At 43.9% G+C, this 22,327-nt stretch carries 21 protein-coding genes; 10 read left to right on the forward strand and 11 right to left on the reverse strand.

Annotated features, from left to right (window positions below; all coding sequences use genetic code 11):
* Positions 1 to 31: 31 nt before the first annotated feature.
* Positions 32 to 1,393 (forward strand): UDP-N-acetylmuramate:L-alanyl-gamma-D-glutamyl-meso-diaminopimelate ligase, encoded by a 1,362-nt coding sequence (mpl, locus tag JO943_RS17770; protein ID WP_202741432.1) that lies wholly within the window; start codon positions 32 to 34, stop codon positions 1,391 to 1,393.
* A 520-nt stretch (positions 1,394 to 1,913) separates the two neighbouring features.
* Here mpl and JO943_RS17775 read toward each other — a convergent pair.
* From JO943_RS17775 to JO943_RS17790, 4 genes are read right to left on the reverse strand one after another with little or no spacing between them, the layout of a single operon-like run.
* Positions 1,914 to 2,657 carry an SDR family oxidoreductase gene (locus JO943_RS17775; RefSeq protein ID WP_202741433.1) on the reverse strand — a complete coding sequence of 248 codons (744 nt, stop codon included), beginning with the start codon at positions 2,655 to 2,657 and terminating at the stop codon, positions 1,914 to 1,916.
* A 19-nt stretch (positions 2,658 to 2,676) separates the two neighbouring features.
* On the reverse strand, positions 2,677 to 3,375 hold the full coding sequence (locus tag JO943_RS17780) for a histidine phosphatase family protein (protein WP_202741434.1): 699 nt from the start codon (positions 3,373 to 3,375) through the stop codon (positions 2,677 to 2,679).
* Positions 3,372 to 4,493 (reverse strand): phosphotransferase family protein, encoded by a 1,122-nt coding sequence (locus JO943_RS17785; protein WP_202741435.1) that lies wholly within the window; start codon positions 4,491 to 4,493, stop codon positions 3,372 to 3,374. The genes JO943_RS17780 and JO943_RS17785 overlap by 4 nt, the downstream gene beginning before the upstream one ends.
* Before the next feature lie 12 nt (positions 4,494 to 4,505).
* Positions 4,506 to 5,738 (reverse strand): acyl-CoA dehydrogenase family protein, encoded by a 1,233-nt coding sequence (locus JO943_RS17790; protein WP_005228184.1) that lies wholly within the window; start codon positions 5,736 to 5,738, stop codon positions 4,506 to 4,508.
* A gap of 105 nt (positions 5,739 to 5,843) precedes the next feature.
* Between JO943_RS17790 and JO943_RS17795 the strand changes: the two genes are divergently transcribed.
* Both JO943_RS17795 and JO943_RS17800 read left to right on the forward strand, forming a co-directional pair.
* The gene (locus JO943_RS17795) at positions 5,844 to 6,758 is read left to right on the forward strand and encodes a LysR family transcriptional regulator (protein ID WP_202741436.1); all 915 of its coding nucleotides are present in this window, start codon (positions 5,844 to 5,846) and stop codon (positions 6,756 to 6,758) included.
* Between the two features lie 297 nt (positions 6,759 to 7,055).
* Positions 7,056 to 8,012 (forward strand): TerC family protein, encoded by a 957-nt coding sequence (locus tag JO943_RS17800; RefSeq protein WP_005228180.1) that lies wholly within the window; start codon positions 7,056 to 7,058, stop codon positions 8,010 to 8,012.
* Positions 8,013 to 8,069: 57 nt separating this feature from the next.
* Here the strand turns inward: JO943_RS17800 and JO943_RS17805 are convergent, their stop codons facing one another.
* Positions 8,070 to 8,441, reverse strand: coding sequence for a hypothetical protein (locus JO943_RS17805; protein ID WP_202741437.1), 372 nt, complete (start codon positions 8,439 to 8,441; stop codon positions 8,070 to 8,072).
* 316 nt (positions 8,442 to 8,757) lie between these two features.
* Here JO943_RS17805 and guaD point away from each other — a divergent pair, with 316 nt between their 5' ends.
* The 3 genes from guaD to JO943_RS17820 all read left to right on the forward strand — a co-directional run bounded on the left by guaD (position 8,758) and on the right by JO943_RS17820 (position 11,310).
* Positions 8,758 to 10,074, forward strand: coding sequence for a guanine deaminase (gene guaD, locus JO943_RS17810; RefSeq protein ID WP_202741438.1), 1,317 nt, complete (start codon positions 8,758 to 8,760; stop codon positions 10,072 to 10,074).
* Between the two features lie 224 nt (positions 10,075 to 10,298).
* Positions 10,299 to 10,826: a hypoxanthine phosphoribosyltransferase gene (gene hpt, locus JO943_RS17815; protein WP_004776485.1), complete on the forward strand. Its 528-nt coding sequence runs from the start codon at positions 10,299 to 10,301 to the stop codon at positions 10,824 to 10,826.
* 232 nt (positions 10,827 to 11,058) lie between these two features.
* Positions 11,059 to 11,310: a GlsB/YeaQ/YmgE family stress response membrane protein gene (locus JO943_RS17820; protein WP_004660536.1), complete on the forward strand. Its 252-nt coding sequence runs from the start codon at positions 11,059 to 11,061 to the stop codon at positions 11,308 to 11,310.
* A 55-nt stretch (positions 11,311 to 11,365) separates the two neighbouring features.
* Here JO943_RS17820 and JO943_RS17825 read toward each other — a convergent pair whose 3' ends face one another.
* Positions 11,366 to 12,064 (reverse strand): DsbC family protein, encoded by a 699-nt coding sequence (locus tag JO943_RS17825; RefSeq protein WP_202741439.1) that lies wholly within the window; start codon positions 12,062 to 12,064, stop codon positions 11,366 to 11,368.
* A gap of 427 nt (positions 12,065 to 12,491) precedes the next feature.
* Between JO943_RS17825 and JO943_RS17830 the strand changes: the two genes are divergently transcribed.
* Positions 12,492 to 13,682, forward strand: a complete 1,191-nt coding sequence (locus JO943_RS17830) for a PilT/PilU family type 4a pilus ATPase (RefSeq protein WP_202741440.1) — start codon at positions 12,492 to 12,494, stop codon at positions 13,680 to 13,682.
* A gap of 54 nt (positions 13,683 to 13,736) precedes the next feature.
* Here JO943_RS17830 and mnmE read toward each other — a convergent pair whose 3' ends face one another.
* The 5 genes from mnmE to rpmH form a co-directional block, all read right to left on the reverse strand.
* Complete coding sequence (mnmE, locus tag JO943_RS17835) at positions 13,737 to 15,092, reverse strand: tRNA uridine-5-carboxymethylaminomethyl(34) synthesis GTPase MnmE (RefSeq protein ID WP_202741441.1); 1,356 nt, start codon at positions 15,090 to 15,092, stop codon at positions 13,737 to 13,739.
* A gap of 114 nt (positions 15,093 to 15,206) precedes the next feature.
* Positions 15,207 to 16,964, reverse strand: a complete 1,758-nt coding sequence (gene yidC / locus JO943_RS17840; protein ID WP_005228173.1) for a membrane protein insertase YidC — start codon at positions 16,962 to 16,964, stop codon at positions 15,207 to 15,209.
* A 5-nt stretch (positions 16,965 to 16,969) separates the two neighbouring features.
* Positions 16,970 to 17,290: a membrane protein insertion efficiency factor YidD gene (gene yidD / locus JO943_RS17845; RefSeq protein ID WP_005228171.1), complete on the reverse strand. Its 321-nt coding sequence runs from the start codon at positions 17,288 to 17,290 to the stop codon at positions 16,970 to 16,972.
* 9 nt (positions 17,291 to 17,299) lie between these two features.
* Positions 17,300 to 17,695 carry a ribonuclease P protein component gene (gene rnpA / locus JO943_RS17850; protein ID WP_005228170.1) on the reverse strand — a complete coding sequence of 132 codons (396 nt, stop codon included), beginning with the start codon at positions 17,693 to 17,695 and terminating at the stop codon, positions 17,300 to 17,302.
* A gap of 27 nt (positions 17,696 to 17,722) precedes the next feature.
* Positions 17,723 to 17,857 carry a 50S ribosomal protein L34 gene (gene rpmH / locus JO943_RS17855; RefSeq protein ID WP_000831329.1) on the reverse strand — a complete coding sequence of 45 codons (135 nt, stop codon included), beginning with the start codon at positions 17,855 to 17,857 and terminating at the stop codon, positions 17,723 to 17,725.
* 668 nt (positions 17,858 to 18,525) lie between these two features.
* On the opposite strand from rpmH, the gene dnaA reads away from it, so the two are divergent.
* From dnaA to recF, 3 genes are all read left to right on the forward strand, one after another.
* A complete protein-coding gene (gene dnaA / locus JO943_RS17860) occupies positions 18,526 to 19,929 on the forward strand; it encodes a chromosomal replication initiator protein DnaA (protein ID WP_005281583.1) in 1,404 nt (467 codons plus the stop codon).
* Between the two features lie 112 nt (positions 19,930 to 20,041).
* On the forward strand, positions 20,042 to 21,190 hold the full coding sequence (dnaN, locus tag JO943_RS17865; RefSeq protein WP_005228168.1) for a DNA polymerase III subunit beta: 1,149 nt from the start codon (positions 20,042 to 20,044) through the stop codon (positions 21,188 to 21,190).
* Between the two features lie 28 nt (positions 21,191 to 21,218).
* Positions 21,219 to 22,301 carry a DNA replication/repair protein RecF gene (gene recF, locus JO943_RS17870; protein WP_202741442.1) on the forward strand — a complete coding sequence of 361 codons (1,083 nt, stop codon included), beginning with the start codon at positions 21,219 to 21,221 and terminating at the stop codon, positions 22,299 to 22,301.
* The last annotated feature ends 26 nt before the right edge of the window (positions 22,302 to 22,327 follow it).

Raw genomic sequence — 22,327 nt, forward strand, 5'->3', positions numbered from 1 at the left:
GCTGTATGAAGAGCAGTGGAGAAGGCGCGTTATGCATCTGCATATTTTGGGTATTTGTGGCACATTTATGGGGTCTTTGGCTCTACTCGCACGAGATTTAGGACATAAAGTCACAGGTTCAGATGCCAATGTTTATCCACCTATGTCAACTCAACTCGAAAATGCGGGTATTGAACTGATGCAGGGCTATGACCGTAGCCATTTACAGCCGCATCCTGATCTGGTGATTGTCGGCAATGCCATGAAACGCGGCATTGATGCGATTGAATATATGCTGAATGAAGGCCTGCCTTATATTTCTGGCCCACAATTTCTGGCAGACCATGTGCTGCAAGGCAAACACGTACTCGGTGTCGCAGGTACACATGGTAAAACCACTACCACGACGATGCTGGCTTGGGTACTGGATCAGGCGGGTTTAAATCCAGGTTTCTTGATCGGCGGCGTACCGCTTGGTTTTAGTGAAAGTGCACGTTTAGGTGGTGGTCAATATTTCTGTGTTGAAGCGGATGAATATGATTCTGCATTCTTCGATAAGCGTTCTAAGTTCGTTCACTATCATCCTAAAACCGCGATTTTAAACAACCTTGAATTTGACCACGCCGACATTTTCGATGATCTGGCTGCGATTCAAAAACAGTTCCATCATTTAGTCCGTACCATTCCAAGTGAAGGTCGTATTATTGCGCCCATTACCGAAACCAATATTGATGAAGTCTTAGAGCAGGGCTGCTGGACACCAGTGATTCGTACCAGTCTAGAGCCAAATGCACAAGCCGCGTTATCTGCCGAATTAATCAGTGCAGATGGTAGCCACTTTAAAGTGCTTGAACACGGCAACGTGGTCGGTGAAGTGAAATGGAACATGACAGGGCAACATAGCGTTGCCAATGCCTTAGCGACCATTGCTGCTGCACAACACGTGGGTGTTCGCCTTGAACAGGCCTGTGAAGCACTCTCTAACTTCGGTGGGGTAAAACGCCGTATGGAGCTGTTAGGGACGGTGCGTGGCATCGAAGTCTATGATGACTTTGCCCATCACCCAACTGCCATTGAAACCACACTGGACGGCGCACGTAAACGTTTAGGTGAACGTAAGCTATGGGCGATCATTGAACCACGTTCAAATACCATGCGTATGGGCAGCCATAAAGATGGTCTGGCACATTCAGCCCGTTTAGCCGATGAAGTGATCTGGTATCAACCGGAAGGTCTGGATTGGGATTTGCAACCTGTGATTGCAGCATCAGCAAACAAAGCAGAAGTCAGCCGTTCATTGGATGAGATCATTGCCCGTGTGGTGAATGAAGCAGGTGAGGGGGATGCTGTGGTGATCATGTCCAATGGCGGTTTTGGTGGTTTACACCAAAAGTTGATTACAGCTTTGTCATAATCAAAGTCAGCACTTTCTGAAAAACTATTGTCTTAACGGAGTCTTGCAGGTTCTTATCTAATTTCTGGATCAGCCTGCGGCTCGCCCTACTTTTCTTTCGGGAAAAGTAGGCAAAACCTGAGGGACGAATAGCAAAGATTAATAATCTTTGCCGTACCGTAAGGTGAAAGCTATGCTTGAGCAACAAACTACGCACTTTGTTTGTCTTGCGCTAACTCAAAGCTTTAAATGCTTTAGTTAGCTCAGGTTGTGGATGACGTTTACGCGTATCATCTTTCTTGTCGAACTCAGATTAAATTAATTTCTTGCTGATATTTACTATCGTGACAGGCGGCATGGATGCCGCCAGTTGAGCAGGGGTAACATGGATGTACCCTCTGCTCAACAAAAGATTTTTGTTACTTTTCATCTTTGAAAAGTAAAGAAACGCCTGTCCCCAAACAACTCGACTATTCAGCCTATATGAGGCTGTGAAAATATTGCCGAATAAACATCTGTGTCCATGCATTTTAAATTGCCATCAACTCAGTTTATTCACCCATTTTAACGGCAAAATCTTCATTGCTATGCCCATCGGCAACCATGGCCACTGCGGCACATAAGCCTTCACAGGTTCCTTCTCAATGGCTTTCACCAAAGCCTTGCTTCCTGTCTTCTCATCCACTTCAAACGGCAGTTTCTTGGCGCCTTCATTCAATTCAGTGCGAATATAACCTGGGAAAATCGTCGACACTTTAATGGGTGTACCCAGCAATTCCGCACGGATGCCCTCTGCCAAATGCGCCACCGCTGCTTTACTGGCCGCATAGGTCGATAAATGCTTCGGTAAACCACGCATGGCACTCATCGAGGAAATCACCACCAAATGGCCTTGGTTTTGTGCTCTAAAGATTTCAACCGCGGCTTCACATTGTGCCAGAGCAGAAATAAAATTGGTCTCCGCCGTCGCCCGATTCACCTCAAAATGCCCCTTACCAATACGGCGGCCATCACCCACACCTGCATTGACAATAATGCGGTCAATACTGCCAAATTCTTGCTGAAAGGCTTTAAACACCGTAAACACATCATCGTAATGGGTCACATCCAGGGTCTTGATCTTGACCTGAACGGAAAACTGGCTTTGCAACTCCTGTTGTAACGTTTCCAGACGCTCTAAACGTCGTGCACAAAGCGCCAGATTGTAGCCTTTGGCGGCAAATTCACGCGCCATACCTGCGCCTAAACCCGAACTTGCACCTGTAATTAAAATTGTCTTTGCCATTTCCGTCACCTATTCTTGTTTAAATCCATGTAAGAAGTTCTGCATCATGTGTTTTTAAATAATGATGTTCATTAAAACTCAGTAATTGCAAGCGACCATCCACCCAACGCAGCGTCGTAATACTGGCATTGGCAATCGACCAGTTCAGCGCAAAGATCTGTTTCGCATTCAAGCCCAGCCCCTGACCCACCGCCACTGAAATGACACCACCAGAGCTGAACACCACCGCCTGACGCTGCTGTGTGGCATCAAGCTGCTGACACAGGCCATGCAATGCGCTTTCTACACGGCTTTGGAAACCTAACCAGGTCTCATGATATTCATGGTCATATTGCTCTCCAATCCAGCGTTCAATCGCCCCATCAAAGATTTTCGCCAGATAGGCACGTGGGTTCGCAACCTGTGCGACATCCTGTTTGAGTAATTCAGGCTGATTAAAGCGGGGTTCGTATTGAGCAAATACATGCTGATGATCAAACTCATTCCAGCTGGATTCAGTGTGAATCGGTACCTCTGCAAAACCTTGCGCTAAAGCGAGTTGCGCGGTTTGTTGATGGCGCTGCATTGAACCGGCCACCACCAAAGGAGAGGATTTTAAAGTCTTGCTGAGAAACTCACCCGCTGCCTGTGCCTGTTGCTCACCTTTGGCAGAGAGCAGGTCATAACTGGCCGCCCCAAAGGAGGCCTGCCCATGTCGTACCAGATATATGGTGCTCATGCTGTTAAAATTTCCTTCAGTTTTGCGCCATATTCAGGAATTAATTGCTGGGCTTGTGTATTGTCCTGTGCAATCAATTTTAGGGCACGAATATGCAGGGCATGAATCAGGACCCAGAAGTCTTTAAAGGCTGGATTATCGGTTTGCTGATGGTAATAACGGTAATAAATCTGCTGCGCGATCACGGCTAGGCGGAACAGACCAAATACTTCATAAAATGCCCAGTTGTCAGGCTTCAACCCTGTTTTTTCCAGATAGTAATCGACCACTTGCTGACGCGTCAGCATCCCTTTCAGATTGGTCGGCTGACGACGGCTGGATTTCATCAAGGCATCGTCATCGTCCTGAATCCAGTAGGCGAGGGCACTGCCCAAATCCATCAATGGATCACCTAAGGTCGCCATTTCCCAGTCCAGTACCCCAATCACCTGAGTCGGTTGCTGTGGATCTAAAATGACATTATCAAAACGCCAGTCATTATGAATTACACAGGTTTTGGAATCGGCCGGAATATGTTGTTGCAACCATTCCCGCACAAACGCGAAATCAGGTACATTCGGTGTCAAGGCCTTGCTATAGCGCGCATCCCAACCTTCAACCTGACGGCGGCAATAGCCTTCGCCTTTACCCAATTTTTCTAACTCTGTGCCTTGATAAGGCACTTGATGCAGTTCAATCAATTTATCCAGCACATTCAGGCACAGTTGCTGGACTTGCTGTTCATCCAGCTGTAATTCTTTGGGTAAATTGGCACGTGGAATAATGCCTTCAATCCGCTTCATCACATAGAAATCACAACCGATCACGCTCTCATCCTGACACAGCGCGATCATTTCAGGCAGCACAGGGTAGAAGGGTGCCAGATACTTCTGCACATTGTATTCACGGGCCATATCATGCGCTGATTTGGCCTTGGTGCCTTTCGGTGGGCGGCGTAGGATCAGATCAGCATTGTCATACGCTAAACGGTAAGTCCAGTTAGATGCGCCACCTGAATATTGGGTGACTTTTGCTTGTCCTTGCACATTCACACCCTGATTTTTTAACCATGTTTCAACCGCTGCAATATCCAGTTCCTCACCATGACGAACCTGACCGCCCATATCAATTACTGTCATTTGCGTTTATCCTTATCCACGACCATAGCCACGTTTTTTGAGTTCTAATTTGGCAATCATGCCTTTATGGACTTCGTCAGGTCCATCGGCCAAACGTAAACTTCGCGCCTGAGTAAAGAAAGCCGTTAACGGTGTATCACGGGAAACACCTTCGCCACCGTGGATCTGAATCGCCATATCCACCACATTTTGCAAGACTGTTGGCGCGACCACTTTAATGGCCGAAATTTCAGTTAATGCCGCCATATTGCCTTGCGTATCCATCTTATAGGCAGCGTATAAGGTCAATAAACGCGCCTGATCGATCTGCACACGTGCATCTGCAACGCGTTCCAGATTGCCACCCAGCTTGAGCAGTTCTTTGCCAAAAGCCTTACGCGACATGCCACGATCAATCATCAGTTCCAGTGCTTTCTCTGCGGCGCCAACACAGCGCATACAATGATGAATACGCCCAGGGCCTAAACGGCCTTGCGCAATTTCAAAGCCTTGGCCTGCACCACCAATGAAGTTGCTAACAGGCACGCGCACATTGTCGAAGCTAACCTGTCCATGCCCATGCGGTGCATCGTAATCACCAAACACAGGCAACATACGTTCAATGGTTACACCTGCGGTATTGACCGGTACCAGTACCATAGAATGCTGGTGATGACGGTCTTTGCCGGGGTCAGGCGTATAGGCCATAAAAATAATGATTTTGGCATTGGGATCGCCTAAACCGGATGACCACCATTTGCGTCCATTCAAGACGATTTCATCACCCTCTACCACCGCAGTGGCCTGCATATTGGTCGCATCACTGGATGCCACCGCAGGCTCGGTCATACAGAACACGGAACGAATTTCACCCTTGAGTAGCGGTTGTAGCCATTGCTGTTTTTGCGCATCGCTACCATAGCGCCACAATACTTCCATATTGCCGCTATCGGGCGCATTACAGTTGAATACCGTTGGAGCAAGCAGGCTACGTCCAGTCAGTTCAGCAATGTGTGCATATTCCTGAACCGATAAGCCTGCACCAAGCTCGGCGTCAGGTAAGAACATGTTCCATAAGCCCGCTGCTTTGGCTTTGTCTTTCAATTGTTGTAATTGTTCAGGCCATTGCCATTGGGTCCAGTCACCATCGACATTGAGACGATGTACCTCATCCCAGAATGCTTTTTCAACGGGTTCAATTTCTTGTTGGATAAACGCTTGCGTTCGTGCAATAAAATCCTGCGCACGCGCTGATAATGCAAACATCCTGTTCTCCCTCAATCTAAAATTTGGCGAAAGCTGATTCGCTGCTTTACATCACCATAAGCGAAAATTTATTATGAATGAAATGATTTTATTTTATTCAAAACTATGAATCAGATTCATAATGGTAACCTACTGGAAGTCGGGCACTTTCATCGTATCGATATTAATTTATATCCGCTTTTTATCGCGATTTTTGAACAGAAGAGCATTTCTAAAGCGGCACAATTGCTGTGTATCAGCCAGTCTGCCGTCAGTCATGCCTTGCAACGCTTGCGTAGCCAGCTTGGTGATGAGTTATTTGTGCGCAGCGGCCAAAAAATGCTGCCTACACCGTATGCCGAGCAAATTTACCAGCCGATTCAAACCGCGTTATTGACGATCCAGAGTATTGCCGTACCGCAACAGGACTTTGTGCCTGATATGTTGCACAGCTTGAAAATCGCCATTCATGACGAAATTGAGCCGATTATTTTTCCGCAGCTGGTACATCATTTTGCGCAACTGAATCTGGACATCCAGTTCCTGAGCTCCAAACTGGATCGTAAAAACATGCTGGCGGATCTTTCTGCCCAACAGATTGATTTTGTCATTGATCTGGTGCAACCGTATCAGGCCAGTTTACAGTTTGAAAATCTGATTGAAGATCATTTTGTGGTGTGTACCCAGCAGCCCAATATGGATTTATCGCTATATTTGTCTTCACCACATATCGGTGTGTCTTCACGGCGTACCGGGATTCTGCTCGAGGATATCTATCTCAATCGGCAGCAATTATCCCGCCAGATTTTCCTGCGTTGCCAGCACTATGCAACGGCATTACAGATATTGAATCATTATCCCGATGCCATTCTGACCATTCCGCAAAGCATCCTCAAGCATTTGCATTATTCCCAAGCCTTACATATCCATCCCTTGCCAATCGAGCTGCCTCAAATCAATATGGGCATGTATTGGCATGAAAACGTGAAACATCATCCACGCCATCAATTTTTACGCACGGAAATCCTGAAAATTTTTTAGTTCAACCTTGCTGATGAATATTTGCACATTGTTTAAAAGTATGTAATTCTATACGCATATTTGGATATGAATATCCATACAGAATAAGTTGACAAGGGGAGTAGCCTCCTCCAGACCTAAGCGCTGAATGCCTTAGGTGTCAGAGCTTCGTCATTACACTTTGCAAAAAGTCGGACTCTGAGCATCACAATCCATCGTGGTGTAGGCAAGACCTTGATCATGTTGAAACAGATGTATTAATTCATCTGGCAACTGGTCGAGGTTTTTTTATGTCCATTTGCCAGATAGGGAGTTGTGATGGAAACTATCGGTAATTTATGGCTCTATGTCGCATTCTTCGGTCTCGTTACCGTGATGCTACTGGTCGACTTTTTAGGCTTTAAGCAAAAACAAAACCAGGACGTGCCGATCAGACAGGCAGCCTACTGGAGTATTGCCTGGGTCAGTGTTGCAGTGATTTTTGGTGGCGGATTATGGTTTTATCTACAGCAAACCGTAGGTGCGACCATTGCCAATCAGAAAACCATGGAATACTTCGCAGGTTATCTACTGGAAAAATCGCTGGCAATTGATAATGTCTTTGTCTGGTTAATGATTTTCGCAGCTTTTGCGATCCCGCCTGCATATCAACGTAAAATCCTGCTTTATGGCGTACTCGGTGCAATCATTCTGCGAACCATTTTTATCTTTATTGGTGCGTGGTTTGTGCAAGAGTTCTCCTGGGTGCTATATATCTTCGGTGCCTTCCTGGTCTACACCGGCTTTAAATTCCTGAAAGGTCAGGATGAAGAAGACACCAATATTGAAGATATCAAGTTACTGAAATGGTTACGCAAACACATGCGTATCACACCACAGCTTGAAGGCAATAATTTCTTCGTTCGCCAGAATGGCGTGTTATGGGCAACCCCTTTATTTTTAGTTTTGATTTTGGTTGAAGCCTCTGACGTGATCTTTGCGGTGGATTCCATTCCTGCAATTTTCGCCGTGACCAGCGACCCGTTCATCGTTTTAACCGCAAACTTAATGGCGATTTTGGGTTTACGTGCGATGTTCTTCTTACTGGCAGGTGCGGCGTCGAAAATGCACTACTTACCGTATGGTTTGGGCATCATCTTGCTGTTCATTGGTGCAAAAATGTTATTGCTGGATGTGTTCCACATGCCAATCTGGATTTCGTTAGGCTTTATCGTTCTGGTATTAGGCATCACCGCTTATCTGTCGTTACGACACAATAAGCGACAAGCGCAATAAACCATCGGAAATAGAAAAGGGCCTGCATTGCAGGCCTTTTTTATCATGACCTACTTTTTAAAAGCAGTCTTTAATAAAAGAGGGATGTGAACCCAGCTTGATAGGAATTATATTCATATCATCAAAGGTTGAGTTGAAAATTTCATTTCGAGCTTTATTCACCTTAATCCGCCCAGCTGATCGGGTGGCATTTGGCTGTTTTTCAGCGATATTCATTTGGATAATTTCTTCATTGTTATCTTTCGCTTGAAAATCAAAGCTCAAACGCTCCTTTGCAATATCATCCAGCTTAAAATTGCCTTTGCTAATGTCTATTAACTGAGCTTGGCATTCAGGAGTATGCTTAAACGTGCTTTGATAGGTTTCGTTGTGAGAACTGCATGCCGAAATTGTGCATGCCAATAAAATAAATAACCCTGTTTTTTTCATAAATTTTCTCTTGATTTCTAAACTCTAAATGACAGCAAAGTGAATGTGCACTTGATTATAGCTTTCATAAGCACTGCCGGGCGAATGAAATAATATGATTCAGAACACATCCGGGTCTTCAAATATTCATCTACTGTTCTCAAATGCACTTCTTTTTATTGAAAATATAGATACAGCGTCGCTGAAGACACAATCAAATGGCTCAAACTACTGCTCACATTTATATACCTTTTAAGCGCATTAATTAGCCGAATAATCCAGTAAATTTGGCAAAATCAGGTACAATCAACCGAAAAAAGTAAAATTGTAGGTTGTTATGACTTTGGCTACCCCAACCACGGTGATTCGTGGTCGCTTCTTAGATATTCAAAAGACCGTTTCTCAAGCCACTGAAATTGCCGATCAAGTCCGTTATATCGAAGACGGCGTAATGATCACTGAACAAGGTAAAATTCGCTGGTTTGGCCCGTGGAACGACGCTCAAGCCCATCTTCCTGCAAACGTTGAAATCCAGCATTATCCCGAACAATTGATCATCCCGGGTATGATCGACACGCATATCCATTTCCCACAAACGGAAATGGTCGGTGCTTACGGCGAACAATTATTAAGCTGGCTCAACACCTATACCTTCCCGACTGAAATTCAGTTTAAAGACAAAGCTTATGCCCAAGACATAGCCCAATTTTTTGTCAATGAATTGCTTAAAAACGGGACCACCACCGCATTGGTGTTCTGTACGGTACATCCTGAATCTGTGGATGCTTTATTTGAAGCCGCGGCACAGCACCAGATGCGTTTAATCGCAGGGAAGGTGATGATGGATCGTCATGCACCAGAAGCGTTGTGTGATACCGCACAGAGCGCCTATGATGATTCTAAGGCCCTGATTGAGAAGTGGCATGGACAGGGCCGTGCTTTATACGCGATTACACCACGTTTTGCGCCAACGTCTACACCGGAACAACTGGAACAAGCAGGCCAGCTCAAAGCGCAATATCCGGATGTTTATGTACATACCCATTTAAGTGAAAACAAAGATGAAATCGCATGGGTAAAAGAGCTGTTCCCTGAGCAGGACGGCTATCTGGATGTGTATCATCATTATGGCTTAACCGGTCAACGTTCTGTATTTGCGCATTGTGTCCATCTGGAAGATGCAGAATGGAAATGCATGCATGAAACCGACTCTGCGATTGCCTTCTGTCCAACTTCAAACCTGTTCTTGGGCAGTGGTTTATTCCCGTTACAAAAGACCTGGGAACAGCAAGTAAAAGTCGGTTTAGGCACTGACGTTGGGGCAGGGACTTCATTTAGTCTGTTGCAGACCGTGAATGAAGCGTACAAAGTTCAACAGTTACAAGGCGATAAACTCTCGGCTTTTGAATCGCTGTATCACGCCACACTCGGTGGGGCGAAAGCGCTGGATCTGGATGAGAAACTCGGTAACTTTAATATCGGTAAAGAAGCTGATTTCGTGGTCTTGAATACCCAGCCAACCGCGTTACAACAACTGCGTCAGTCACGTTCAAAATCGGTTGAAGATAGCCTGTTTGCTTTATTCACCATGGGCGATGACCGAAATATTGAGGCAACCTATATCTATGGACAAAAAGCCTATAGCCAAAACTAAATTTTTAAATAAACAGAGACTTGGCTTACTCTGTATTGCGATTGGATGTGCAGTTCTGCTGAAACGGGACAGCTCGTCTGCTCAAAATGAAACACATTCTTCGTCATCAAAAGGTGCATGAAAAGTGATTTTGTTTTAAAATTGCCAGATTAGCTCAAGATTTCGAGGTGTTGCAGGTCAACACCTTTTTTATTTTCCCGTTTTTAAGTTTTAGGAATCTACCGATGACCATTGCAATGCGCATTATGATTTCAAGTGAAGAGATTCAAGCCAAAGTGAAAGAACTTGGCGACAAAATCAATGCACACTATGCTCAAAGTGATAAAGAACTGGTACTGATCGGCTTATTACGTGGTTCAGTCATTTTTATGGCGGATTTATGCCGTGCCATCGACAAACCACATGAACTCGATTTTATGACCGTGTCTAGTTATGGTGGTGGAACCGTTTCCTCTCGTGATGTCAAAATTTTAAAAGACCTTGATGGCGAAATTCACGGTAAAGATGTACTTGTGGTCGAAGATATTATCGACTCCGGTAATACCCTCAGCAAAGTGGTTGAAATGCTGAAAACCCGTAATCCAAACTCAATTGAATTATGTACTTTAGTCAGCAAGCCTTCGCGCCGTGAAATTCCTTTAGATGTAAAATTTCTGGGCTTTGAAGTCGAAGACCGCTTTATTGTCGGCTATGGCCTCGACTTTGATCAAAAATATCGTCACTTGCCATTTATTGGTGAAATCGGGATTTAATCCAATCCTGCGGTTAACGGTCTCGTTCCTACCTTGTCTTGTGCTCAGATCAACTGTCGAATGCTTTGGTCTGAGTAATGCATCTAAAGCTGCTTTTTCAGCCGTGCTTTAATCAAAACCCGCTAAATCCAGCACAAAAATACGACATAACTCAGTAATCCACTACAGACAAAGTTTGTCGGTATCAAGCAGGATAGTAATAAATATCACTGTTAAAACAAGGAGAAAGACAATGTGGTCTCTAATTGTGGCAATCGTCGTTGGTTTTTTTGCTGGTTTAATTGCACGTGCTTTACATCCAGGTGAAGATAAAGCAGGCTTTATTGTAACCACCTTATTAGGTATCGCAGGTTCACTCTTGGCAACCTATGGTGGTCGCTTGCTCGGTCTATATGGTGAAAATTCGGCAGCCGGTTTCATTGCCTCTGTGATTGGTGCGATCATTATTTTGTTTATCTACAATCTGGTCACCAAAAAAAGCTAGAACGGTCTAGATTAATACGCCCAATTCATTCATGTAATGGATTGGGCGTTTTTATTTATAGGCCGAGTTCTTTCCAGATCGTCTGAATCTCTGCAGCACTTCGTGCACCGACCATTTTAAATCCATTGCTAAAAATCAGGGTTGGGGTGCCATCTACAGCTAATTTTCGACCGAGCTGCAAATTACGCTCTAACGGATTCGCACAGGTTTTTTGTTGCGGCTGTACATTCTTCTGCAGCAGGTTTTTCCATGCATAGGCCGGGTTAGCATCACACCAGACTGATTGAGACACAGCAACCGATTGTGCTTTTAAGGGATAGATAAAGGTATAGATGGTCACATCATTCAGCTTGTCCAGCTCGGCTTCCAGTTTCTTGCAATATGGACAGTTCGGATCGGAGAAAACCGCCAACTCACGCTTACCATTGCCTTTGACGGTTTTAATCGCATCTTTGAACGGAAGCTGTTTCCAGTCCACCGTGTTTTGCTGGATCACCAGATCCTTGGTCAAATTTTTCTGGTCTTTTAAACGCACCATTGACCCGATAAACATATGTTGGGCACTTTCATCCAGATAGATAATCTGGTTGTCCAGACTGGCGCTGTATAAACCGTTCATTGCAGTCGGTTGGATGTTGGTCACCTGAATATTGGGATATTGTTTACTCAAATTACTTTTTAAGGTCTCGACATTGGCAAAGCCCAGTGCAGAAACACAACTTAATAATGAGAAAATCCCAATTTTTTTTAACATGAGTGACACTCTATACAAAAATCAGCCGCTATTGTAATGATTATCGGACGGCCAAACAGCTCAGCTTACGCAGTAACAACCAAAATTCAACCGACGATTGTGATGTTTCACGTGGAACATCTGCTTCAATCCAAGTCTGGTTTTAGATTGCTTTTCATGAGCTATTTTTAGTTAGAAAATGACAATTATTTTCACATCACATTGAAATATCCGCGTTAATTTGAAAAGAACTAGATCAATCGGGCCATGTTTGGAATAATTCCTCAGGAAACGATGAGCTGTGGAAATGATTCAGCAAATATTTGGGGTGTTTTTGAGGCTGAATAGTTTTAACACATATTTCAAAATCATATAGTCCATTCTTTTCATTGCAATTTTTAAATCGAATAGCAACAAACCATCTTATTATTCAGATCTAGGTAGATTGATGTATAGCGCAGAATTACTCGAAGAAGCCAAAACATTTATGTTTCATATGCTGACCAAAGTAGTGGAATATGGTGGTTCAGATTTATTTATTACTGCAGATTTTCCGCCCAGCATTAAATTACAGGGACTGATGCGTCCACTTGGGCAACAGGAACTGACGGCCGATAAAACCAAACTGTTTGCCTATAGCTTAATGAATGAAAAGCAACGTCAAGAGTTTGAAAAAGAATGGGAATGTAATTTTGCCATCAATATTCCCCATGTTTCACGTTTTCGTGTCAATGTATTTAAACAGCAGCTACAGATCGGCATGGTGATTCGTACCATTACCTCAGAAATTCCAACCTTCCAGAAGCTGAAGCTGCCTGAGTCGCTTAAACAGGTGATCATGGAAAAACGTGGTCTGGTCTTGGTGGTAGGCGGTACTGGCTCAGGCAAATCAACCTCTTTGGCCGCCATGATTGATCACCGCAATGAAAACTCAGCGGGACATATCATTACCGTTGAAGATCCGGTTGAGTATGTACATAAACACAAAAAATCCATGATTACCCATCGTGAAGTCGGTGTTGATTGTCACTCATGGCAGCATGCCCTGAAAAACACCTTACGTCAGGCACCCGATGTGATCCTGATTGGGGAAATCCGTGATACGGAAACCATGGAACATGCGATTGCCTTTGCCGAAACAGGGCATCTTTGCCTAGGGACTTTACACGCCAACAATGCCAATCAGGCGCTGGACCGGATTATTAATTTCTTCCCGGAAGAACGTCGTAACCAGTTACTGATGGATCTTTCATCCAATATGAAAGGTATTATTTCTCAACGATTGGTGCGCACGCAGGATGGCAAAGGGCGTCGCGCAGCGATTGAAATCCTGCTGAATACACCTTTAATTGCAGATAATATTTTAAAAGGCCAGTTCCACGCACTGAAAGAGATTATGAGTAAATCACGTGAGCTGGGGATGCAAACCTTCGATCAGGCTTTATTCGATCTGTATAACGAAGACGCGATTAGCTATGATGAGGCCTTGCGTAATGCCGATTCAGTCAATGAATTGCGTTTGCAGATCAAACTCAAAGCCACACGTCAGGACGGCGCACCGGTTGCCATGATGACGGCATTAAATGTGGTACAAGAACAAAAAGCAGAGCAAGAACAGACCGCTGAAGAGAAGGAATAAAAAAATGGCTTGGATTGCAATACAATTCAAGCCATGAGTATTTGATTCAATTGATTATTTACCAATACAAAACGAACCAAAAATCTTTCCTAGAAGATCGTCAGCACTAAAGTCACCAGTGATTTCACCCAATGCATTTTGTGCCAGGCGCAATGATTCAGCCACCAGTTCACCTGCGTTAAACACCACAAGTTGCTCACGTGCCTCTGCAAGATAGCGCTGAGTGCGCTTCATTGCGTCTAAATGACGTGTTCGGGCAATAAAGGTGTCTTCCTCAGGCTGAAAGCCTGCATGCGCTGTAATCGCCTCTATGAGCGCCTGAACACCCATATCCTGTTTGGCAGACACACTGATATGACGGAAGCCCTGATAATCACTTAAAGTCGCCTCCTGACCGGTTAAATCGCATTTATTACCGATCAACAGTAAACGTTTCGGCTCAAGATGATCGGCAAAATATTCACGCGCCAGCTGTAACGGTTCATCGCCCTGGTTTAAATCGTAGACCAGCAGTAATAAATCGGCCTGTTCAATTTCTTTAATCGCACGACGAATCCCTTCCTGCTCGACGATATCACCTGTTTCACGTAAACCGGCAGTATCGGTTAAGGTAATTGGCAAACCGTTCAAACTGATCTTTTCATGCAATACATCGCGGGTGGTTCCCGCAATATCGGTCACAATGGCCCGTTCATGGCCCGCCAGCGCGTTTAACAGGCTGGATTTGCCCGCGTTCGGCTTACCTGCGATCACCACCTGCAAACCTTCACGTAACAGCTGTCCTTGGCGTGCAGATTGCTGTACAGCCTTGACCGAGTCCTGCACATCATCCAGCAAAGCTAAAATCTTGCCATCAGCAAGGAAATCAATTTCTTCTTCTGGAAAATCAATGGCAGCTTCCACATGCAAACGCAAGTGAATCAGCTTTTCTAAAACGGTATTAATTTTGGTTGAAAAGGCGCCCTGTAAGGAACGAACCGCTGAACGTGCGGCGGCCTGTGAGGTTGCATCAATCAAATCGGCAATCGCTTCGGCTTGCACCAGATCCATCTTGCCATTTTCAAAGGCACGCATGGAAAACTCTCCCGCCTTGGCAGCCGTCGCACCCAGATCCAGTAAACGCGCTAATAACGCATTCTGAATAACTGGACCACCATGCCCCTGTAATTCCACCACATCCTCACCGGTAAATGAATGCGGGTTTGGAAAACACAGTACAATGCCTTCATCCATCACTGAACCATCCGCATCATAGAACTGACGGAAGCCTGCTATGCGGGCAGCAGGAAGAGTTTTCTGGGTCAACTGTTCAGCAATGGCATAAGCTTTAGGGCCAGAAAGTCGAATCACGCCCACACCACCACGACCTAATGGGGTAGCAATCGCAGCAATTGTGGTTTGATGTTGCATGTTAAATTCACCTAAAAAACACGAGGGTTATGAAACAGGAACCCTAAATACAGATAAAGAAAAATCCGCTTAAGATTACCATCTTAAGCGGATTTATTCAGTAAAAGTTCGAACTTAAGAACTCGATTCAACCTTGTTGAGACGGTCTTTTTCAACACCTTTGTTAATAAACCATTGTTGCAAAATGGTAATACTGTTGTTGACGATCCAGTAAAGCACCAAACCGGCAGGGAAGAACAACATGAATACCGTAAACATGATTGGCATGATACGGAACACTTTTGCCTGCATAGGATCAGTCGGTTGTGGATTCAACATTTGCTGAACGAACATGGTGACACCCATGATCAACGGCAAGATAAACCATGGATCCATTGCTGATAAGTCTTGAATCCAGCCTAACCATGGTGCATGACGCAGTTCAACCGATTCCATCAATACCCAGTACAAGGCCAAGAAAATCGGCATTTGTAACAATAACGGCAAGCAACCAGACAATGGGTTGACTTGTTCACGCTTGTATAAGGCCATCATTTCTTGAGAGAAACGCATACGGTCTTCACCAAATTCTTCTTTCATGCGTTGCATTTCTGGTGCAATCACACGCATTTTCGCCATTGAGCGATAACTTTTTGAAGAAAGTGGCCATAAAATCAATTTCACCAAGATCGTCAATAAGATAATTGACCAACCCCAGTTACCAATGATGTTATGGAAGAACTGTAAGCCCAGGAACAAGAGTTTGGCAATCGGCCATAACCAGCCGTAATCTACAGTCTGGTTTAAGCCCGCAGCTAAATCTTTGAGTTCAGACTGAATTTTTGGACCAGAATAAAGTTGTGCATCCACTTCCATTGAGGTACCGGCCGGTACATTAATCACTGGAGAAGTGAAGCCCATGATATTCATGTGATCAGCAGACTGGCGCGATTCCAGTTTAGCCACATAAGGCTGGCCATCCGCTTGGGTCAGTTTCAGATTACCCGGAATCCAGGCACTGACGAAATAATGCTGAACCATGGCAACCCAGCCGCCCTTGGCTTCAACACTCAATTTTTCATCATTAAAATTGCTGAATTTCAACTTGTTATAATGCGCGTCTGGTGTACCCCATGCGCCACCCAGATAAGTTCCAAGGGTAAAGATACCTTGAGAAGATTTACCCGGATCATCAGAATTGTCACGCTTTAGCTGACCAAACATCTGGCCTTGCCAGTTTTGCTGGCTACGGTTAACAACCTGATGTTTCACTGTAATTGGATAATCACCTTGGGTGAAGGTGAACGACTTGATCACTTCCACACCTTCAGGTGTTTTAAATACCAATGGCACAGTCAACACTTGATGTGTCTTACCATCTTTTGAGGCAACGCTCTTTGCATCCGCCAAGGTATATGCTGTTTTTTCAACATCATACATTGGACGTCCGCCACGGCTGCTATCTGGTCCATTCAAACCGATCAAACCAGATTGAGCGACGTAAGTACGTTTCGCATCACTTTCCAGCATGACAAACGGTTTATCGCTGTCTTTGCTTTCATCATGGCTTAACAATTCAATACGAACGATATCACCACCTTTAGGATTGATCCAAAGATGATACAGATCCGTTTGTACTGAAATCAGTTGCTGACTCACAGATGGTGTTTCTGTGGTTTGTGATGCAGTCACATTTGCTTGTGGCAAGTCTGAAGCCGCTGTTGCATTTTGAGCATTTGGCAAATCTGCAGATACATCATGTGCAGTGACAGCCGCCGCTTGTTGTTGCGGTGCTGGTGCAGCATGACCATAGTCTTTTTGCCAAGCCAAAATAAGCAAATATGCGGTAACAAACATGGCTCCAAGAATTGCAAATCTGGCCCATTGTTGCATATCTATTATCCCAAATGATTAGAGAGATTTTGCTTGAATAAACGATCACGAAAGGGTACAGCAACGTGATGCATTTGAGAATCTATTTGATGAAACGAAATAAAACGAAGTGCTTTGCGGGGTACCGGATCATAGCCTGAACCACCCCAAGGATGACAACGGCAAATTCGCTGAGTCGATAGCCATACACCTTTGAGCGCACCATGCGTTTGTAAAGCTTCAATTGCATATTGCGAGCACGTGGGAATATAGCGACAACGAGGACCCAATAATGGACTAATTGCAATCTGGTAACATCTTATCAACCAATGAAGTAAACGTACCATTGGAGATCTCTAATTCTGGAGGGATGTCACAACGACTTTGGAATGCTTCTTTGCTAAGCGTTGTAATTTTTGCCAAGCAAAATCTAATTGTTGATGTAATTCTTCATTTGAAATTGCTTCTATACCTACTTTAGGCATCACCACAATATCGATATCAGCATTAAATTGTGCTTGATGGATACGAAAGCTCTCCCGAGCAAGACGTTTTATTCGATTTCGTTCATGAGCACGACGTACCTTTTTTTTAGCAACGACAATACCCAAACGGCTATTAGGCTGTTCGGTTAATTTTGCTAAAAAAAGGAAATGGGGCTGATGCACTTTAAAAAGCGCACCATCAAATACACTTTTATAATCAGCAGCACAACGAATACGAGATTCAGTACTGAAACTGTAAAGTGTCATCACCCAAGTCTGGTCAGCTTAACAGTATTAAACAGTTAAGCTATGACGACCTTTTGCACGACGACGAGCTAACACTTGACGACCTGCTTTAGTAGCCATACGAGCGCGGAAACCATGAACGCGTTTACGCTTTAATTCAGATGGTTGGAAAGTACGTTTCATTTCGAAACTCCAAAATGATCTTTCTATAAAGGTCCGCGATTTTATTGTGCAATGTTTACGCTGTCAATGAAAAATCAAAAACTTTACATTTTCTTTGTTCTGTTTTGAAGCAATAGCGCTACGCGTAAAGAAGTGCTTTTATTGAAAACAAAAAATATACACAAGCTATCTCTTTATATTATATCAACATTCAGCTATATTCACAGCTTAATAGCACAGTTATCAACAATTCAATTTCTGATTTAAATTTAATTCTTGGATTTTGAATTTAAATTTCGATATGCTCGGTTATCCACAATTCGGTTAAACCCCTATAAGTAAATTCAAATTTTAAAATTTAAATTTATTCTTATTAGGGTGGATTTTTTCTGTGGAAAGTGACGTTTTTATATAAACAAACAAATAGTTACTTTGTGGATAACCATGTTTTTATTAATTTTATAGATTGTGGATAACTTGATGGTTAAAATTATCCACAGCTTGTGCAAAAAGTTATACACAAGTGGTTTTGAATTTAAATTTATAAACGACTGCTTTCTTTTTCAGCAAAAGTCCCATAAATTGGCCTGACAGATGTGGATAACTTGGTTAGAATGGCGACCCCTTCGAAAGATGGGGTTGGTGATTTTTATTTTTTGAATTTAAAAATGGATATATAGGGGATGCACATGCTCTGGACAGACTGCTTAACTCGCTTGCGACAAGAGCTCTCTGATAACGTCTTTGCGATGTGGATTCGTCCTTTAGTTGCCGAAGAGGTTGATGGTGTGATGCGTTTATACGCACCGAACCCTTATTGGACCCGTTATATTCAAGATAACCATTTAGAATTGATTTCAATTCTTGCTGAACAACTGTCTGAAGGTCGCGTACGTCAGGTTGAGATTTTGGTCGACTCTCGCCCAGGGACAATTTTGTCTTCGAATGAACAACCAGCCACTACCACTGCTGCTTTAAGTAGTGCGCCAACCGCCACTGCCGTACCAGTTAAAGCCAAAAAAGAATCTGATCTGATCCAACCCGGCCAAAATGTCACGAAAATACCGAAGAAAAGACAACTCAATCCGTTATTTACATTTTCTTTATTTGTTGAAGGCCGTTCTAACCAGATGGCTGCTGAGACTTGCCGTAAGGTATTAACCCAATTAGGTGCATCTCAGCACAATCCTTTATTTTTGTATGGCCCAACAGGTTTGGGTAAAACCCACTTGATGCAAGCGGTCGGTAATGCGCTGCTACAAGCCAAACCCAATGCACGGGTGATGTACATGACTTCAGAAAGTTTTGTACAAGACTTTGTCAGTTCATTACAGAAAGGCAAGGTTGAAGAGTTTAAGAAAAATTGTCGTTCTTTAGATTTACTCCTGGTCGATGATATTCATTTGCTTGCCGGTAAAGAAGCCAGTCTCGTTGAATTCTTTTATACTTTCAATGCTTTACTGGATGAATCTAAGCAAATTATTCTCACTTCAGACCGTTATCCAAAAGAACTCACCGAACTAGATCCACGTCTGGTATCGCGATTCTCTTGGGGATTGTCGGTGGGGGTAGAACCACCGGATATTGAAACCCGTATCGAAATCTTGCTGAAAAAAGCTGAAAATAGTGGCGTTGATTTACCGCGCAACTGTGCTTTGTTTATTGCGCAACAAGTGGTCGCAAACGTGCGTGAGCTTGAAGGTGCATTGAACAAAGTTGTGGCAATTTCACGATTTAAAGGGACCGCCATCGATCTGGATGTAGTGAGAGAATCTTTAAAAGACGTGCTGGCAATCCGTGCCCGGACCATTAGTGTAGAAAACATCCAGCGTGTGGTCAGTGAATACTTCCGCATTCCGCTAAAAGAACTGATTGGGCCAAAACGTACCCGTATTTATGCCCGACCTCGTCAATTGGCGATGGGATTGGCGCGTGAATTAACCGGAGACAGTTTTCCGGAAATCGGTATGGCCTTTGGTGGACGAGATCACAGTACCGTGATGCACGCCTGCGAAAAAGTGGTCAGCTTGCGTGAAGAAGATCCAATTTTTAATGAAGATTATAAAAACTTACTTCGTTTATTACAAAGTTAGGCCTGAGCATAATCTCGGCTGACTCAATTTTCATGGTTGCAAACTGCTTTTAAGTGCAGCATAGTACACTGCTAACATTCATATCGGCTTCTGTTGTAAGAGGAATAAAATCGTGCGTTTGAAAATCGCTAAAGAAAGTTTACTCAATGTGTTATCCCATGTGGTCGGGGCTGTAGAGCGTCGTCATACCTTGAATATTCTTTCAAATGTCAAAATTCAAACCACGCAACAGGCCTTAACCATTACCGGTTCTGATTTAGAAGTTGAACTGGTGGCAAGCACAACGTTAGCTGAAGGTGCTTGTCTGGAAGCAGGGGAGACCACCGTTCCGGCACGTAAACTGGTCGAAATTTGTAAATCTCTTCCAACAGCAGCCTTGATTGACTTACAAATTACAGAAGATCAGCGTTGTATTTTAAAATCGGGTAACAGCCGCTTTGTGTTGGGTACACTTCCAGCGGACGATTATCCTTTACTCACCACTGAAAATAGCCAGGGCACACAAGTTCAGGTGACTCAGCGTGAATTAAAACGTTTATTTGAAAAAACTGCCTTTGCAATGGCGGTACAGGATGTACGTTTCTATCTGACTGGTACTTTGCTGGAAATTGATCAAAATCAATTACGTACCGTAACCACAGACGGTCACCGTTTGGCATTGTGCGAAGTATTGGCATCCTCAACTGCTGCTGCACCGATTCAGGCCATTGTACCGCGTAAGGCCGTGGGTGAATTACAGCGTTTGTTGAGTATTGAAGATGAGCAGCTTACCTTGCTCATTGGTCGTGAATTGTTGAATGTTACGATTAATACGCCAAGCCGTGATAAAGAGCAGGGGGATATTACCGTTCGTTTCACCACCAAATTGATTGATGGTAAATTCCCTGATTATCGCCGTGTTATTCCGAAAGGTGGTGATAAGCATGTGTTTATTGCGCATGATGTATTTAAACAGTCTTTACAACGGGTCGCGATTTTAAGTAATGAAAAATTACGTGGCGTGTTCCTGAATTTTAATCAGGATTCGTTGCAACTCCGTGCCAATAACCCGGAGCAAGATGAAGCGGTTGAAGATATTGCAATTCAATATCAGGATGCACCACTGGAAATGTCATTCAATGCGCAATATATCCTGGATGTATTGAGTGTGCTGGATGGTGATGATGTGAGAATGAGCATGACTGAAGCAAATCAATCGGTACTTGTTCAAGATCCGGCGCATCCAGACCAGACTTATGTTGTTATGCCGATGCGTGTGTAATTGGCATTGATGATTTGAGTTTTTAAGCATGCAAATCACGCGTTTAAATATCGAACGTGTACGTAATCTAAAGGCGGTTGCACTCAATGAGTTGCAACCGTTTAATATTTTTTACGGCTCGAATGGTTCTGGAAAGACCTCAATTCTGGAATCCATTCATTTATTGGCCACAGGTCGCTCATTTCGCACCCATATTCCCAAGCATTACATCCAGTACGAGGCTGATGATGCGATTGTCTTCGCACAGTCGGCCAGTGAACGGATTGGCATGCAAAAACTGGCTTCGGGTGAGCAACTGATCAAGGTCAATGGCGATACCATTGCCACACAAGGGCAACTGGCAAAACTTTTGCCCTTACAACATATTGATCCGCAAAGTACCGATATTATTGATCATGGTGCCAAACCCAGACGGCAATTGCTGGACTGGTTGATGTTCCACGTGGAACCCGAGTTCTATTTTGCCTGGCAGTACTATTCTCGCGCATTAAAACAGCGAAATAGCTTATTAAAAACACGGCGTAACCTGAGTCTGGCCGATTTAGAGCCGTGGAACAAAATGCTGAGTGATTATGGCGAAATTTTGCACTCGCAACGGGTCGGTATCTTGGAGCAATGGAACCAGTTCTTTCAGGAAGATTTGCAGCAACTATTGCCAAATCTTGAAATTGAACTGGAATATCATGCCGGTTTTCATACCGAACAGGGGCTGTTGCAGGACTTGATTCAGCAGCACCAAAGGGACCAGGAACGGCGTTATACCGAGTATGGTCCTCATCGTGCAGATTTGCGCCTGAAAACCCCGTATGGCAATGCAGATGACGTGTTATCACGTGGGCAAAAAAAGTTGTTAATCATGGCATTAAAACTGTCACAAATTGCAATGCTGCATGCGAGTAACAAGGAAACTGTGGTATTATTAGATGATCTGACAGCAGAGTTAGATTTAGCTGCACAACAACGTTTAATTGAGCGATTGAGTCAGTTAGGAAGTCAGGTTTTTATGACGACCTTAGACCATACGTCGGTATTAAAACACTTACATGATTTGTCGATTTCCTTTCAATTGTTTCACGTTGTCCAAGGCCAAGTCAGTCTTGCTGCGCCATAATTTTATTTCCTCATCTTTGGATAGAT

This window comes from Acinetobacter sp. 'aerobic (ED)' (genome assembly GCF_904886855.1).
Lineage (GTDB): Bacteria > Pseudomonadota > Gammaproteobacteria > Pseudomonadales > Moraxellaceae > Acinetobacter > Acinetobacter courvalinii.